The organism is Pseudomonas sp. Fl4BN1 (genome assembly GCF_009908285.1).
Classification (GTDB): Bacteria; Pseudomonadota; Gammaproteobacteria; order Pseudomonadales; family Pseudomonadaceae; genus Aquipseudomonas.
The window spans coordinates 31,690-45,873 of the sequence record NZ_JAAARM010000027.1; the positions used below are offsets into that span (position 1 = coordinate 31,690).

The following is a 14,184-nucleotide window of genomic DNA, read 5'->3' on the forward strand; positions in this document are numbered from 1 at the left end:
TTAAATAAAAGACCAGAAAGCGCATATGGGGAAACGCGTCGCGCGGTGATTACGATTTTTCTGTGCTAGCATGCCCGGCTTGGGTGTTTTCAAGCTTTGGGTCTTTTTATTTCCCTTGCCGTTTATGCCTCATTAATTTTTTTGATTTGAACCCCAGTCACTCTGGTTCGGTTTCCTGGTTGGCCGCAAGGCTCTTGCCACTGTGAGGCAGGCGTTCGATGTTGAACGGCTGGACTGAATCGCGTACTGGCTCATCCCAACCCACGTGACCTTTGGTAGGGGTCACCACTAGGAGAGGAGGCGCCATGCCAACTATTACTCTTCCCGACGGCAGTCAACGTTCATTTGATCATCCGGTTTCCGTAGCCGAGGTCGCCGCGTCCATTGGCGCAGGTCTGGCCAAGGCCACTCTGGCCGGTAAGGTCAACGGCAAGCTGGTCGACGCTTGCGATGTGATCGACAGCGACGCGACCCTGCAAATCATCACGCCAAAGGACGAAGAGGGGCTGGAGATCATTCGCCACTCTTGTGCTCACTTGGTGGGGCATGCAGTCAAGCAGTTGTATCCAACCGCCAAGATGGTCATTGGTCCGGTTATCGATGACGGCTTCTATTACGACATCGCCTACGAGCGTCCTTTCACTCCCGAGGACATGGCGGCTATCGAGCAGCGCATGCAGCAGCTGATCGAGAAAGATTACGACGTGGTCAAGAAAGTCACTCCGCGTGCAGACGTGATCGAAGTGTTCAAGGCGCGTGGCGAAGACTACAAATTGCGCCTGGTTGAGGACATGCCGAACGAGCAGGCAATGGGTCTCTACTATCACGAAGAATATGTCGACATGTGTCGCGGTCCGCACGTGCCGAACACGCGTTTCCTGAAATCGTTCAAGTTGACCAAGCTGTCTGGTGCCTACTGGCGCGGTGACGCAAAGAACGAGCAGTTGCAGCGGGTTTACGGTACTGCCTGGGCGGATAAGAAGCAGTTGGCGGCTTATATCCAGCGTATCGAAGAAGCTGAAAAGCGCGACCATCGCAAGATCGGCAAGCGTCTGGGCCTGTTTCATACCCAGGAAGAAGCGCCTGGCATGGTCTTCTGGCACCCGAATGGCTGGACTCTGTACCAGGTTCTTGAGCAGTACATGCGCAAGGTGCAGCGTGACAACGGTTATCTGGAGATCAAGACTCCGCAAGTGGTCGATCGCAGTCTCTGGGAGAAATCCGGGCACTGGGCCAACTACTCCGAGAATATGTTCACCACTGAGTCCGAAAGCCGCGACTACGCGATCAAACCGATGAACTGCCCTTGCCATGTGCAGGTGTTCAATCAGGGCTTGAAAAGCTACCGCGAGCTGCCGATGCGCCTGGCCGAATTCGGTGCTTGCCACCGTAACGAGCCTTCTGGCGCGCTGCACGGCATCATGCGTGTGCGTGGTTTTACTCAAGATGACGCCCATATCTTCTGTACTGAAGATCAAATGCAGGCCGAATCTGCCGCTTTCATCAAGCTGACCATGGATGTCTATGCCGATTTTGGCTTTAAAGACATCGAGATGAAGCTTTCCACTCGTCCTGAAAAGCGCGTGGGCTCAGATGAGTTGTGGGACCGAGCGGAAAATGCTCTGGCGGCTGCGCTGGACAGTGCAGGTCTGCCCTATGATCTGCAGCCAGGTGAAGGCGCGTTCTACGGTCCGAAGATCGAGTTCTCGCTCAAAGACTGTCTGGGTCGTGTGTGGCAGTGCGGTACTTTGCAGCTGGACTTCAACCTGCCAATCCGTTTGGGGGCTGAGTACGTTTCCGAAGACAACAGCCGAAAGCATCCGGTCATGTTGCACCGTGCAATTCTTGGATCCTTCGAGCGTTTTGTCGGAATTCTGATTGAGCATTATGAAGGGGCTTTCCCTGCATGGTTGGCTCCGACTCAGGCTGTGGTGATGAATATCACTGATAAACAGGCTGATTTTGCCCTTGAAGTGGAAAAAACACTCAATCAAAGCGGATTTCGTGCCAAGTCCGACTTGAGAAATGAAAAGATCGGCTTTAAAATCCGCGAGCATACTTTGCTCAAGGTTCCCTATCTCTTGGTTATCGGAGATCGGGAGGTCGAGATGCAGACTGTCGCTGTGCGTACCCGTGAAGGTGAAGACCTGGGCTCGATGCCTATCGCCCAATTCTCGGAGTTCCTCGCACAAGCGGTTTCCCGGCGTGGTCGCCAAGATTCGGAGTAATTATTATTAAGCGTGATATGAGACAAGATAAACGAGCTGCACCGAAAGCCCCGATCAACGAGAATATCTCGGCACGCGAGGTTCGGTTAATTGGCGCTGAAGGTGAACAGCTTGGGATTGTGTCAATTGAAGACGCGCTTCTTAAGGCTGAAGAGGCCAAGCTAGATCTGGTGGAGATTTCCGCCGATGCAGTGCCCCCTGTTTGCAAGCTGATGGACTACGGCAAATCGATCTTCGAAAAGAAGAAGCAGGTTGCCGCGGCGAAGAAAAACCAGAAGCAGATTCAGGTTAAAGAAATCAAGTTTCGTCCAGGGACGGAGGAAGGGGATTACCAGGTAAAACTGCGCAACCTGGTACGTTTCCTGAGTGATGGGGACAGGGCCAAGGTATCCTTGCGATTCCGCGGCCGTGAGATGGCCCACCAGGAGCTGGGGATGGAACTCCTCAAGCGGGTTGAAGCTGACCTGCAAGAGTACGGTTCGGTCGAACAGCATCCTAAGATGGAAGGACGCCAGCTGATCATGGTCATCGCCCCGAAAAAGAAGAAGTAATCAACAGGGCACGGCAGGCCTTCTGATTATGTTTATCAACTGAATGCGGAGTATCCGAACATGCCAAAGATGAAAACCAAAAGTGGTGCTGCTAAGCGGTTTCTGAAAACTGCTAACGGTATCAAGCACAAGCACGCTTTCAAGAGCCACATCCTGACCAAAATGTCGACCAAGCGTAAGCGTCAACTGCGCGGTAGCAGCTTGCTGCATCCGTCTGACGTGGCAAAAGTCGAGCGCATGCTGCGCCTTCGTTAATTTTTGGATCAAGAAAGAGGAAGTAACTCATGGCTCGTGTAAAGCGTGGCGTCATTGCCCGTAAGCGTCACAAAAAAATTCTGAAACTTGCTAAAGGCTACTACGGCGCTCGCTCGCGCGTATTCCGTGTTGCCAAGCAAGCGGTAATCAAGGCAGGCCAATACGCCTACCGTGACCGTCGTCAGAAAAAACGTCAGTTCCGCGCTCTGTGGATCGCTCGTATCAACGCTGGTGCTCGTATTAACGGTCTGTCCTACAGCCGTTTCATCGCCGGCCTGAAAAAAGCGTCCATCGAGATCGACCGTAAGGTTCTGGCTGATCTGGCAGTGAACGAAAAAGCGGCGTTTGCTGCGATTGTCGAGAAAGCTAAAGCCACCTTGGCTTAAGTACCCCCGACAGTCACTTGGCGTCACCTCTGTGGCTCCAGGTGTTAAACGTCATAAATAGGGGAAGAGCCTTCAAGCTCTTCCCCTATTTTGTATCTGGAGTCTGTACATGGAAAACCTGGATGCGCTGGTTTCTCAAGCACTTGAGGCCGTGCAACACGCTGAAGACATCAATGCCCTGGAGCAGATCCGGGTTCACTTCCTTGGCAAGAAGGGCGAGCTGACTCAGGTGATGAAGACCCTGGGCAACCTGCCAGCCGAAGAACGTCCGCAAGTCGGTGCGTTGATCAACGTTGCCAAGGAGCGCGTGACAGAGGTTCTCAATGCACGCAAAGCGGCTTTCGAGGAGGCGGAACTTAGCGCCAAACTCGCAGCCGAGTGCATTGACGTGACCCTGCCGGGCCGTGGCCAGACCTCCGGTGGTCTGCACCCGATTACGCGGACCCTGGAACGTATCGAGCAGTTCTTCACCCATATTGGCTACGGTATCGCCGAAGGCCCAGAGGTCGAAGACGATTATCACAACTTTGAAGCGCTCAACATCCCAGGCCATCACCCGGCCCGTTCGATGCATGACACCTTCTATTTCAATGCGAACATGCTGTTGCGCACCCATACCTCTCCGGTACAGGTCCGCACCATGGAATCGCAGCAGCCGCCGATTCGCATTGTCTGCCCAGGCCGTGTGTACCGTAGCGACTCGGATATCACCCATTCGCCAATGTTCCATCAGGTGGAAGGCTTGTTGGTCGATCGCGATATCAATTTCGCCGACCTGAAAGGCACTATCGAAGAGTTTCTACGGGTGTTCTTTGAAAAAGAGCTGGCCGTACGTTTCCGTCCTTCGTACTTCCCGTTCACCGAACCCTCCGCCGAAGTCGATATGGAGTGCGTGATGTGTAGCGGTAAAGGCTGCCGTGTCTGCAAACAAACCGGCTGGCTGGAAGTCATGGGTTGCGGCATGGTTCATCCGAATGTGCTGCGTATGTCCGGGATTGATCCGGAAGAGTTCCAGGGCTTTGCCTTCGGCATGGGCGTCGAGCGTCTGGCCATGCTGCGTTACGGTGTCAATGACTTGCGCCTGTTCTTCGACAACGACTTGCGGTTTCTTGCGCAATTTCGCTAGTCGCGCGTCCGTAACGAATCTATTAGGAGAGCAGGATGAAATTCAGTGAACAATGGCTGCGTGGCTGGGTTAGCCCGCAGGTGAGTCGCGACGAGCTGGTAGCTCGTCTATCGATGGCCGGTCTTGAGGTCGACAGCGTAACGCCGGCCGCCGGTGTTTTCAGCGGTGTAGTGGTGGGTGAAGTGCTAAGCACCGAGCAGCATCCTGATGCCGACAAGCTGCGGGTGTGCCAGGTCAGCAATGGTGCGGAAACCTTCCAGGTTGTGTGCGGTGCGCCAAACGTGCGCCAAGGCTTGAAGATTCCATTTGCGATGATCGGTGCAGAGTTGCCTGGCGACTTCAAGATCAAGAAGGCCAAGCTGCGTGGCGTTGAGTCCAACGGCATGTTGTGCTCCCAGGCGGAGCTGCAGATCGGCGAAGGCAATGACGGTCTGATGGAGTTGCCGGCTGACGCTCCTGTGGGTATGGATATTCGTGCCTACCTGAACCTGGATGACGCCAGCATCGAGGTTGATTTGACCCCGAACCGCGGTGACTGTCTGTCGCTGGCCGGTCTGGCTCGCGAGGTTGGTGCCCTGTATGCGGCTAAAGTAGAGCGTCCGGAAGTTAAAGTTGTCCCTCCGGTGCACGATGAAGTGCGTCCAGTCGAGGTGCTGGCTCCAGCGGCCTGCCCGCGTTACCTGGGGCGGGTTATCCGCAATGTCGACCTGTCCAAGCCGACTCCGCTGTGGATGGTTGAGCGGTTGCGTCGTGGCGATGTGCGCAGTATCGACGCGGCCGTGGATATCACCAACTACGTGATGCTCGAACTGGGCCACCCTCTGCACGCTTTCGATCTCGCTGAAATCAATGGCGGTATCCGCGTGCGTATGGCGGAAGAGGGCGAAAAACTGGTGCTGCTCGACGGTCAGGAAGTGACGCTGCGCAGCGATACTCTGGTGATTGCCGACCATACCCGGGCTTTGGCAATTGCAGGGGTAATGGGGGGCGAGCACAGCGGCGTCACCGCGAACACCCGTGACGTGTTTCTAGAAAGCGCATTCTTCGATCAGATTTCGGTTGCCGGCAAGGCGCGCTCCTATGGTCTGCATACCGATGCCTCTCATCGCTATGAGCGTGGCGTTGACTGGCAACTGGCCCGTGAAGCCATGGAGCGTGCTACAGGGTTGCTGCTTGAGATTACTGGCGGCGAAGCGGGTCCGATTATCGAGACTGTCAGCGAGCAATACTTGCCATCTGTTGCACCTGTCACGTTGCGTGCTGAACGCGTTACTCAGATGCTGGGCATGGAGATCGACGGCGTTGAGGTTGAGCGTCTGCTCACTGCGCTGGGGCTGACTGTGACCGCCGATGGGGCCGGGCAGTGGCGTGTTGAAGTACCGAGTCATCGCTTTGACATCAGCCTTGAGGTCGACTTGATCGAAGAGTTGGCACGCCTTTATGGCTACAACCGCTTGCCGGTTCGTTATCCGCAGGCCCGTCTGGCCCCTCAAGCCAAAGCAGAAGCACAAGGTGACCTACCAGCACTGCGCCGTTTGCTGGTCGCTCGTGGCTATCAGGAAGCGGTTACTTATAGCTTCATCGATCCGAAGCTGTTTGAACTGTTCAATCCAGGCGTCGAACCGCTACTGCTGGCTAATCCGATTTCGGCAGATATGGCCGCCATGCGCTCCTCGTTGTGGCCGGGCCTGGTCAAAGTGCTTCAGCACAACTTGAACCGTCAGCAGGATCGCGTCCGTATGTTTGAGAGCGGGCTGCGTTTTGTTGGTCAATTGGAAGGTTTGAAACAGCAACCCATGTTGGCGGGTGTTGTTTGCGGTAGTCGGCTGCCTGAGGGTTGGGCACAAGGCCGCGATGGCGTGGATTTCTTTGACGTCAAGGCAGATGTCGAAGCGGTATTGGGTTTCGCGGGTGCTCTGGACGCCTTTGCCTTTGTCCCAGGCCAGCATCCTGCACTGCATCCAGGCCAGACGGCACGCATCGAGCGCGATGGTCGTGAAGTCGGTTATCTGGGCGCCATTCACCCGGAGCTGGCGAAGCACCTCGGCCTGGATCGTCCGGTTTACGTGTTTGAACTGGTTTTGGGCGAAGTGGCCCAGGGGCGTTTACCGAAGTTCCACGAACTCTCGCGGTTCCCTGAAGTGCGTCGTGACCTGGCATTGCTGGCGGATCGTGACGTGGCGGCCAGTGCGGTATTGGACGTAATTCGTGAGAATGCAGGTGAATGGCTGACGGACCTCAGGCTATTTGACGTGTATCAGGGTAAAGGCATTGATCCACATAGAAAAAGCCTTGCCGTTGGCTTGACCTGGCAGCATCCATCGCGCACTCTTAATGACGATGAGGTGAACTCCACGACGCAAAACATCCTCACCTCGCTCGAACAAAGGTTGAACGCCACGTTAAGGAAGTGACGTATGGGGGCTCTGACGAAAGCTGAAATGGCCGAACGTCTCTACGAAGAGCTAGGCCTGAATAAACGCGAGGCCAAGGAATTGGTCGAGCTATTCTTTGAAGAAATCAGGCACGCTCTCGAAGATAACGAACAGGTTAAATTGTCCGGTTTCGGTAACTTCGACCTTCGGGATAAACGCCAGCGTCCTGGCCGCAATCCTAAAACGGGTGAAGAAATTCCGATCACGGCTCGCCGTGTGGTCACCTTTCGTCCAGGGCAGAAGTTGAAGGCCCGAGTTGAGGCTTATGCTGGAACCAAGTCATAACGACGAGCTGCCGGTCATTCCGGGTAAACGCTACTTCACCATTGGTGAGGTCAGTGAGCTTTGTGCGGTAAAACCGCATGTTCTGCGTTATTGGGAGCAGGAATTTCCTCAACTCAACCCCGTCAAACGCCGCGGAAATCGCCGGTATTATCAGCGCCAGGATGTGCTGATGATCCGGCAGATCCGTGCGTTGCTTTACGATCAGGGGTTCACCATCGGCGGTGCGCGTTTGCGCCTTTCCGGTGATGAGGCCAAAGACGACACGACCCAATACAAGCAACTCATTCGTCAGATGATCTCTGAGCTGGAAGATGTGCTTGTGGTGCTCAAGAAGTAATTCAGCGTATTTAAATACTTCCACTTTTCAAAAGCTTGCGGTATATTTCTCAACGTTTCCTGAGAAGTGAAACAGGTTTCACGCCTAGTCGGGGCGTAGCGCAGTCCGGTAGCGCACTAGCATGGGGTGCTAGGGGTCGAGTGTTCGAATCACTCCGTCCCGACCATATTTTTCAATGACTTAGGCCAATGTTCACAGCATTGGCCTTTTTCATTTGCGTGACTTTTGCGTGACTTCTCGTTTTTTCATGCCTGTCTCCTCTTCAAAATTGTCAGCGCTGGACCTCGCGAGTCTGTTGCTGAAACCATGTTTGCGGCTTTTATAAGCTGATCCAGCTCCGCGGCTGAGTAATGGCTTGTGATGCTGCCATTCTTGTGGCCGAGCAAGGCCTTTCAGCCACAGATCTATGCAGGTGGTATGGCCGCCATTGTTGCCGTATTTCGAGTGATCTATGGCGGTGGCAGCAGACGCAAGATGGTGCTGGAAGCCGTCATCTGCGGCCTGATCGGTTCCAGCCTTATCCCTTTGCTTGAGTACTTCACCCTCCCGGCCGACCTGGCCACCTTCGCTGGCTGCATGGTCGGCTTTGTTGGAGTAGAGAAACTTCGGGATTACTCCGATCGGTTCATGAGCCGCAAAGCCGAGAGCTGATCCGCGCCACATTTTCGAATGCTCCAGATCGTGGCGCGATAATCGATAATTCCAGCGATTGGGTTACCCTTTGATAGGTTCAGTCACGTTCTCTAGGTAGCACTCATGTCGCGATTCGAGGTTTCCAGCAATGGGCAGCATATCGGTTGGTCCGATCTGGAGCTCGGCGACCCGCCCATGGGGGTAGCTTTCGGTGTATTTGTTCCAGGCCCCGGCTACTCCCGCATCCAAGGTCAAGTTCGAGCCTCTACTCAGCGTGATCAGAGGCGCTTCAATTTTACGGTGCGTATTGTTGGAGGAGAGGAGATTCGCGCTTCTGGCGCGTCCATAGCTGACTACTCGGCCGATTGTGGGGCTGATGCAATAGAGCTAGTCGTTCTGGGTATCGAGTACCCTGACTATGGTGAAGTCTTTCCTGAGCATGTAGAGGCGTATCGACGTCAATTTGAGATCTGAGCGTGCATCAGGAAATAAGTGCGCTGGAAGAGTGGGGGTGCCGCTGGTGAGTGCGGCACGGAGCACATTAGGAGCGCGGATAGTTCAGCTTGAGGCAGGCATTCTCGGCTTCAGCCTGTCCAGGATATGACTCTCCGATTTTCTGCCCTGTGGACTTCTCCTATACCTCCCAGTGAAAGCTAGATTGGGATCCAGTACTTTGTCCGCTCTTATTTCCTTGTACGTTTGCGGTCACTACTTTTTTTGTCGCGTAACGCTCGCTCATGAAGTGTTCCTTGTCCATGAATGGGGTGCTACCAGTACTGGCAACCAGCCACTATTTCAAGCTTCAGGTGATCCGTGGACAGACCTAGCCCTCCAGCATCCCTGCTTGAGCTGTCCGATCTCTTCGGCTTCGGTATTCGCCTGACTCCAGCCCCTGAAGTGTGGGAATGGCTCCAGGCCGAGATCCTTGCCGATACTTGCAGCATCCACAACAAAGACCATGCCCACCTACTGGATGCAGACATTCAGGTCATGTGGGCATCTTCGAGCTTCGAGAAACAGGGCCGGACAGTCCTTGGCCAAGCCGAGCAGCTGGCTTTCTGCAGCTGCTGGTCTCCGACGGCCATGCAGTTCTCGATCCAGACCGCATTGATTTCTGACGGCAGCTTGGCGGGCTTCTTTTTCAATGTGCCGCAGACAATGGCGCTGTACAGGGTGCCGGCCTTGTTGGCCGCCATCAGCAGGCGGAACAGCTGACCGCGGGCTGGCAGGGGCGGTGGGGCCAGCACGTCGAAGCGGTCGAGGACCAGGAAGCGCAGGCCTGAATGCTCTGCGATGGCCAGGGCCAGCAGGGCGTCGACACGCCTGCGCTCCGACTTCGACAGCAGCGTGTAGGTGCGCCCGCCGGCGGTGATCTGTACCAGTGGCCAGCCGGCAACCTGTGACCCCTTGGCCAAGCTGTCATTGAAGGGCTTCAAAGCGCCGGCCAGGATCTCGCCCGGGATGCCATCGGGTGCCAGCAGGTCAGCAATCAGGGTCCAGGCCTTGAGGTCGGATTGCATCTTCCAGACGCTTGAGCATTGCGTCGGTCAACGGCTCGCCAGCGGACTTGTCCTGGGCGCTCAGGTCACGGCCGGCCTGTTCGGCTTCTGTGAACGTCTTCTGGTCGTTGACCTGGGTACGGGCCGGCAGGCTGTAGGCCTCGTTCGCTTTCTTGAGCTCCATTTGGGCGGTGGCCAGCTTGGCCGTGTCGGCGGAGCGAATTCGCTGCACCCTTTAGATGGACCGCAGCTACAGTCACCCTCGCAGCCGCAGCTGCACCCGGAGTAATCCAGGGTGCACCAGCCTTCTTGCTCAACTTCCCCCTCTTGGGTGATCGAGTAGCCATCGAGCCAAAGCACTGGGATAGGGACTGGAAGGATGTTTGGGGCTTCCTGCGAGCAGCCATGAAAGAAGTGGATAATCAGGATCAACAGTCGCTATGGCAGGTTATTTACGCGGAAAAATAAGAAAGTGCAGCGTAATATATTGACATGGCGGGGGGACGGTACTTATTCCCATAATGCACAAGTAACGCGAAACGCACAGCTAACTCAAAACCCGGCCATCGAGCCGGGTTTTTTGTCTGCTTTTAATCGACAGTCTCTGCGTCTTTATATCTTTGCTACGCTCAAGCTGCATTTATCTTTTGTACCAACAGTATTGAGGGGAAAAAATATGGAGATTTTCAACCTTGTAAAGGTTGTTTCCTTAAGTGCGCTGATGCTGACAGCAGTATCAACATACGCGGATACACCTAAAAAAAGCGCTGGTTGTGGTTGGGGTAATATGCTGTTTGAAGGACAGAAAGGCCTTGGTCCATATGTTTTTGCCTCTACTACCAACGGCACTCTAGGCAATGCTACCTTCGGCATGACCTCCGGCACGAACGGCTGCGATACGAGCAAGCCTATGGGATATGGTGGTCACTCGCTGCTCGCCATGAATGGAATGCTGGATGGTATTGCCGAGGACATGGCGAGAGGCAAGGGTGAATATCTGGATAGTTATTCAGCTTTGTTGGGTGTTGATCAGAAAGACCAAGCCTATTTTGCGAAAGTGACGCATGCGCATTACGGAGAGATATTCAGTGCTCATAATCTCTCTAGCGAGCAAGTTCTAAGCCGGACGCTGGCGGTCATGAGTAAAGATGCGGTATTGATGCGTTATTCCAAGCAGCCAGCGTGACCGTATCGCTGTGCAAATGAAGTCCTGTTCTAGCGACAGGCCATCCGGGCTAATTTTCGGGTGACGTACAACCCCTGTGCCTCTAATGCATACCGACCCCGCCTAGTGCGGGGCTTTTTATTGCCTCAGTTTCACCTGTAGCCAGGACAGCCCCTTGGGATAGCTTGGGCGTCGATAGCCGGATTGTGCGACGCACGGAATCAACACCGGCAGCCCGCGCACTCTGCTCCATCAATGCTTACCGGGTGGCGCGAGACTGGATCAGCGAGATTGATGCATAGGGGGCGTTGACGCTGTGAGGGGCTCTGGCGGACAGATCGGAAAGACGATCGCACCTATTCAGGGCCTCGATATTGATCGGGGCTTTTTCGTCTTGGGCTATGCCCAGGCCAGTGCATGGAACGTTATTGGCAGAGTGAGATTTTCAGGGATGGGACGTAGCTCATAAAAATACTGGTTGCATATACAGTGTTTTGTTGAGATAGTCATTCCACTCCTCGAGCGCATCAGAAGCGAAAACCAGCATGTCGTTGGTGCTTACCTTCCTCGACTCGTGTGAAGGCCTTGAGCTTTGAGTAATCGCCTTTGAGCGACATGAATGCGGACTGCTCCGCAAAAAATCATTCGACTCTTAGGTATGAACATGAAAGTAATCAAAAAAACTTTTTCTCCAGTTGCTCTGGCTGCTGTCTTGCTGGTTTCGGGTAATGCCGCTTTCGGCGCTGAAATGGTAGTAAACGGAAGTTTTGAGGCACCTGGTTGTGGCAATAACTGCATCCTGAACACTCCAGCTCAGGCCGACTTCGTAAATGGCTGGACGACCTTTCTGTCTGGTGTGGAGTACATGAACGTCAGGGCTTCGATCGGCAGTTCCGTGGCTGCCGATGGTGTGATGAGCGTTGACCTCGCCAACTACACCTATCTGAACGGCGGCGGCATTCAGCAGAACATCAATACCGTTGTTGGAGCCCGCTACCGCTTGACCTTCAGTGCCGGCAACTCCAAGTACGTGAATCGCACTGGCAACGGCATCATCAATCTCAAAGTGGCAGGGCAAACGACGAGCTTCGACACTCCTGTTGCAACCGGTGATGCAACTGTCTGGGAAACCAAAACCTACGACTTTACCGCGACCACTCCTCAAACGACTCTGAGCTTCTGGAACGATCAAGATCCAAATGCTCACTTCGCTTTCCTCGACAAGGTAAGCGTCACTCCTTTGTAAGGGCGTCGTGACCAGTCCCAGAGCAAAAAGACCGCCCGAAAGTGGGAGGTTTTTTTCTTAAATGGTCGACTGGTATTTCAGGCCAGTCGATTAGCTAGAAAGCCTTGAGCTTCAGCACATCGCCTTTGAGCGGCATGAATGCGGACTGCGCCGCAAAAAATCATTCGACTCAATAGGTCAATCCAAATGAAAAAAGCTATCAGTGTTTCCCTGCTCGGTTTGTTGGCGCTTTTTGGTGCCAGCATGAGTGCCTTTGCTGACACAGCAATGTCCTGGAATTTGGCAAGGGATGTAATTCTGGCAAAGGAGAGTGCCCCACAAGGTTCTCCTTGGGCGTTTATGCAGAACTCGTCTGGTGTAAACAAGGCCGAAAACTACGTCCCATTGCCGTACTTCAAAGCCGACTCGTGCAGCAACCTCCCGGCTACATGCTGGATGGATCAAGTGTCTGGGGCACATGTGTCGGTTCACCTGAAACCTTACACCTACACGGCAAACGGCAGCTTTACCATTGCAGCTGGTGACGTGGCATTTCACCCAGGCCAGAACAGCCAGACGGTCATTCGTTGGGCCAGTCCTGTGGTGGGCGAGATCAATATTCTCGGGCGAGTAAGCAGCATTCACAACAGTTGCGGTGATGGCGTTGCTTGGTCTTTGAATCAAGGTGACACGGTTCTTCAGTCGGGTAGCTTGGTCAGAGGCAGCGGAGCGGTCTTTTCGGTCAGCAAAGTGCCTGTCACCAAATCGTCCGCCATTTACTTGGTTCTCGACAAGAAGGCCAACTACACCTGCGATACCAGCACTATCGACATTCTCATCACCAAGTAATAACGGTGATGTAGCAGTACGTATGTCGACAACGCCAAGAGCGTCGAACTCATCGCCTTTGAGCGACATGAAAGCGGAATCTCTCGCGAACAATCATTCGACTCTATAGGTGAAAAAAGATGGCACCAAGCGGACCACCACGCGTTCAATTTACCAACAATGGCAGCGCAATATTGCCTCCTCGGAACTCGATGAGCCCAGGCCAGTACTTGGAATCGCCGAGCAAGCGATTCAAGCTAATTCTTCAACCTGATATGAATTTGGCTCTGTACGACAATGGTGCCACGGTATGGGTTGCCGATTACAACAACCCTTACACGTACACCATCCGAAATCCGGTTGCGGCTGTTCCAAACTCGTTTTACATATTTGAGTCTGGGATTCTTGTCGACCATACCCGTAGTCGGAGCTGGAGTACTGTAAACAGCACCCCGCCGGACAGCGTTGATGCCGCTGCATATCGCAACTTTCTCCAGGTTCAGAATGACGGGAACATTGTGATCGTTGATTCTCGGGCTATCTGGAACGGCACACCAGGCATCCCACTTGACCCGGGTGGCAGCGCATTTCTATTCGGCGGCACGACTGAACTGCAGCTGGGAGTGCCTTACTTTGCAGGCGATGGTGCACTGATTTTCCAAGGGGACGGAAACGTCGTGAACTATGGCCCGAACTGGAGCGTTCGATGGGCGAGCTACACCCAAAACAAAGGCGCCGTTCGAGCGGTGTTCCAAAATGACGGCAATTTCGTCGTGTACGCGGCGAATAACGTTCCGATCTGGCAGTCGGGGACCGGTGGCAACCCGGGCGCCACTCTGCGATTGCAGCCAAATGGCAGTCTGGCTATTGTCCAGGAAGTACCAGTCTGGGCTCGCTTTGGGTACACCCCAACGATCCGTCGACGGAAGGTCTACTACCCAGACAACACCAGCGCCGAGCATAACGGTACCGACCCATACCCAACCTACGGCCATATCGGCTGGGAGTTCTGATCGCTCTCCACACGAGCTTGCGGTGTAATGCCCAATCTCACCCCGCGCAGATGAGGCGGGAGTAGCAAAAGGGTCGTGCCTGTCAGGGCGACCCTCTCACAAGCGAGAAGTCTCGCACCAATTTCAAGGCCTCGATATTGATCGGGGCTTTTTCATTTTCGGCCCCCCCACGCCCATCGCTAAGACTGGGAGTGCTGCTGGGGCGGACCTATTTCAAA

At 54.4% G+C, this 14,184-nt stretch carries 17 protein-coding genes, 1 tRNA gene and 2 pseudogenes; 16 read left to right on the forward strand and 4 right to left on the reverse strand.

The window, feature by feature from the left end:
- Nucleotides 1-157 precede the first annotated feature (157 nt).
- The gene (locus GV818_RS24795; protein WP_161759208.1) at nt 158-307 is read right to left on the reverse strand and encodes a hypothetical protein; all 150 of its coding nucleotides are present in this window, start codon (nt 305-307) and stop codon (nt 158-160) included.
- On the opposite strand from GV818_RS24795, the gene thrS reads away from it, so the two are divergent.
- From thrS to GV818_RS24840, 9 genes are all read left to right on the forward strand, one after another.
- Complete coding sequence (thrS, locus tag GV818_RS24800) at nt 306-2,228, forward strand: threonine--tRNA ligase (RefSeq protein WP_161759209.1); 1,923 nt, start codon at nt 306-308, stop codon at nt 2,226-2,228. The two genes, GV818_RS24795 and thrS, sit on opposite strands and share 2 nt — an antisense overlap.
- A complete protein-coding gene (infC, locus tag GV818_RS24805) occupies nt 2,228-2,779 on the forward strand; it encodes a translation initiation factor IF-3 (protein ID WP_368668950.1) in 552 nt (183 codons plus the stop codon). The genes thrS and infC overlap by 1 nt, the downstream gene beginning before the upstream one ends.
- Before the next feature lie 60 nt (nt 2,780-2,839).
- Nucleotides 2,840-3,034, forward strand: a complete 195-nt coding sequence (rpmI, locus tag GV818_RS24810; RefSeq protein WP_002553160.1) for a 50S ribosomal protein L35 — start codon at nt 2,840-2,842, stop codon at nt 3,032-3,034.
- 29 nt (nt 3,035-3,063) lie between these two features.
- Nucleotides 3,064-3,420, forward strand: a complete 357-nt coding sequence (rplT, locus tag GV818_RS24815; protein WP_007905879.1) for a 50S ribosomal protein L20 — start codon at nt 3,064-3,066, stop codon at nt 3,418-3,420.
- Nucleotides 3,421-3,529: 109 nt separating this feature from the next.
- Nucleotides 3,530-4,546 (forward strand): phenylalanine--tRNA ligase subunit alpha, encoded by a 1,017-nt coding sequence (pheS, locus tag GV818_RS24820; RefSeq protein ID WP_161759211.1) that lies wholly within the window; start codon nt 3,530-3,532, stop codon nt 4,544-4,546.
- A gap of 35 nt (nt 4,547-4,581) precedes the next feature.
- The gene (gene pheT / locus GV818_RS24825; protein ID WP_161777802.1) at nt 4,582-6,960 is read left to right on the forward strand and encodes a phenylalanine--tRNA ligase subunit beta; all 2,379 of its coding nucleotides are present in this window, start codon (nt 4,582-4,584) and stop codon (nt 6,958-6,960) included.
- A gap of 3 nt (nt 6,961-6,963) precedes the next feature.
- On the forward strand, nt 6,964-7,266 hold the full coding sequence (gene ihfA / locus GV818_RS24830) for an integration host factor subunit alpha (RefSeq protein WP_002553164.1): 303 nt from the start codon (nt 6,964-6,966) through the stop codon (nt 7,264-7,266).
- Nucleotides 7,247-7,603 (forward strand): MerR family transcriptional regulator, encoded by a 357-nt coding sequence (locus GV818_RS24835; protein WP_007920509.1) that lies wholly within the window; start codon nt 7,247-7,249, stop codon nt 7,601-7,603. The genes ihfA and GV818_RS24835 overlap by 20 nt, the downstream gene beginning before the upstream one ends.
- Before the next feature lie 89 nt (nt 7,604-7,692).
- Nucleotides 7,693-7,769, forward strand: a tRNA-Pro gene (locus tag GV818_RS24840).
- Between the two features lie 79 nt (nt 7,770-7,848).
- Here GV818_RS24840 and GV818_RS34560 read toward each other — a convergent pair.
- Nucleotides 7,849-7,995 (reverse strand): annotated as a pseudogene (locus tag GV818_RS34560) (tyrosine-type recombinase/integrase); the annotation flags it as partial.
- Between the two features lie 25 nt (nt 7,996-8,020).
- Between GV818_RS34560 and GV818_RS24850 the strand changes: the two are divergent.
- The 3 genes and pseudogenes from GV818_RS24850 to GV818_RS34565 all read left to right on the forward strand — a co-directional run.
- Nucleotides 8,021-8,254, forward strand: a complete 234-nt coding sequence (locus GV818_RS24850) for a phage holin, lambda family (protein WP_256679530.1) — start codon at nt 8,021-8,023, stop codon at nt 8,252-8,254.
- A gap of 105 nt (nt 8,255-8,359) precedes the next feature.
- On the forward strand, nt 8,360-8,710 hold the full coding sequence (locus tag GV818_RS24855; protein ID WP_161777804.1) for a hypothetical protein: 351 nt from the start codon (nt 8,360-8,362) through the stop codon (nt 8,708-8,710).
- Nucleotides 8,711-9,049: 339 nt separating this feature from the next.
- Nucleotides 9,050-9,325, forward strand: a pseudogene (locus GV818_RS34565) (putative metallopeptidase); the annotation flags it as partial.
- On the opposite strand, the gene GV818_RS24860 reads toward GV818_RS34565, so the two are convergent.
- Both GV818_RS24860 and GV818_RS24865 read right to left on the reverse strand, forming a co-directional pair.
- Nucleotides 9,220-9,756 (reverse strand): hypothetical protein, encoded by a 537-nt coding sequence (locus GV818_RS24860; RefSeq protein ID WP_161777805.1) that lies wholly within the window; start codon nt 9,754-9,756, stop codon nt 9,220-9,222. The pseudogene GV818_RS34565 and the gene GV818_RS24860 sit on opposite strands and share 106 nt — an antisense overlap.
- A complete protein-coding gene (locus tag GV818_RS24865) occupies nt 9,719-9,967 on the reverse strand; it encodes a hypothetical protein (protein ID WP_161777806.1) in 249 nt (82 codons plus the stop codon). The genes GV818_RS24860 and GV818_RS24865 overlap by 38 nt, the downstream gene beginning before the upstream one ends.
- 489 nt (nt 9,968-10,456) lie before the next feature.
- Here GV818_RS24865 and GV818_RS24870 point away from each other — a divergent pair, with 489 nt between their 5' ends.
- The 4 genes from GV818_RS24870 to GV818_RS24885 all read left to right on the forward strand — a co-directional run bounded on the left by GV818_RS24870 (nt 10,457) and on the right by GV818_RS24885 (nt 13,966).
- Nucleotides 10,457-10,921: a DUF3015 domain-containing protein gene (locus GV818_RS24870; RefSeq protein WP_256667627.1), complete on the forward strand. Its 465-nt coding sequence runs from the start codon at nt 10,457-10,459 to the stop codon at nt 10,919-10,921.
- A gap of 643 nt (nt 10,922-11,564) precedes the next feature.
- Nucleotides 11,565-12,146, forward strand: a complete 582-nt coding sequence (locus GV818_RS24875; RefSeq protein WP_161759217.1) for a DUF642 domain-containing protein — start codon at nt 11,565-11,567, stop codon at nt 12,144-12,146.
- Nucleotides 12,147-12,332: 186 nt separating this feature from the next.
- Nucleotides 12,333-12,974 (forward strand): hypothetical protein, encoded by a 642-nt coding sequence (locus tag GV818_RS24880; RefSeq protein WP_161759218.1) that lies wholly within the window; start codon nt 12,333-12,335, stop codon nt 12,972-12,974.
- 119 nt (nt 12,975-13,093) lie between these two features.
- Nucleotides 13,094-13,966, forward strand: coding sequence for a putidacin L1 family lectin-like bacteriocin (locus tag GV818_RS24885; protein WP_161759219.1), 873 nt, complete (start codon nt 13,094-13,096; stop codon nt 13,964-13,966).
- Nucleotides 13,967-14,184 lie beyond the last annotated feature (218 nt).

What these genes read in the sequence shown, in the direction of transcription:
- thrS (WP_161759209.1), top strand. Translation starts at nt 306, where the DNA reads ATGCCAACTATTACTCTTCCCGACGGCAGTCAACGTTCATTTGATCAT.
- GV818_RS24795 (WP_161759208.1), bottom strand. Translation starts at nt 307, where the DNA reads ATGGCGCCTCCTCTCCTAGTGGTGACCCCTACCAAAGGTCACGTGGGT.
- rpmI (WP_002553160.1), top strand. Translation starts at nt 2,840, where the DNA reads ATGCCAAAGATGAAAACCAAAAGTGGTGCTGCTAAGCGGTTTCTGAAA.
- rplT (WP_007905879.1), top strand. Translation starts at nt 3,064, where the DNA reads ATGGCTCGTGTAAAGCGTGGCGTCATTGCCCGTAAGCGTCACAAAAAA.
- pheS (WP_161759211.1), top strand. Translation starts at nt 3,530, where the DNA reads ATGGAAAACCTGGATGCGCTGGTTTCTCAAGCACTTGAGGCCGTGCAA.
- pheT (WP_161777802.1), top strand. Translation starts at nt 4,582, where the DNA reads ATGAAATTCAGTGAACAATGGCTGCGTGGCTGGGTTAGCCCGCAGGTG.
- ihfA (WP_002553164.1), top strand. Translation starts at nt 6,964, where the DNA reads ATGGGGGCTCTGACGAAAGCTGAAATGGCCGAACGTCTCTACGAAGAG.
- GV818_RS24835 (WP_007920509.1), top strand. Translation starts at nt 7,247, where the DNA reads ATGCTGGAACCAAGTCATAACGACGAGCTGCCGGTCATTCCGGGTAAA.
- GV818_RS24850 (WP_256679530.1), top strand. Translation starts at nt 8,021, where the DNA reads ATGGCCGCCATTGTTGCCGTATTTCGAGTGATCTATGGCGGTGGCAGC.
- GV818_RS24855 (WP_161777804.1), top strand. Translation starts at nt 8,360, where the DNA reads ATGTCGCGATTCGAGGTTTCCAGCAATGGGCAGCATATCGGTTGGTCC.
- GV818_RS24860 (WP_161777805.1), bottom strand. Translation starts at nt 9,756, where the DNA reads ATGCAATCCGACCTCAAGGCCTGGACCCTGATTGCTGACCTGCTGGCA.
- GV818_RS24870 (WP_256667627.1), top strand. Translation starts at nt 10,457, where the DNA reads ATGCTGACAGCAGTATCAACATACGCGGATACACCTAAAAAAAGCGCT.
- GV818_RS24875 (WP_161759217.1), top strand. Translation starts at nt 11,565, where the DNA reads ATGAAAGTAATCAAAAAAACTTTTTCTCCAGTTGCTCTGGCTGCTGTC.
- GV818_RS24880 (WP_161759218.1), top strand. Translation starts at nt 12,333, where the DNA reads ATGAAAAAAGCTATCAGTGTTTCCCTGCTCGGTTTGTTGGCGCTTTTT.
- GV818_RS24885 (WP_161759219.1), top strand. Translation starts at nt 13,094, where the DNA reads ATGGCACCAAGCGGACCACCACGCGTTCAATTTACCAACAATGGCAGC.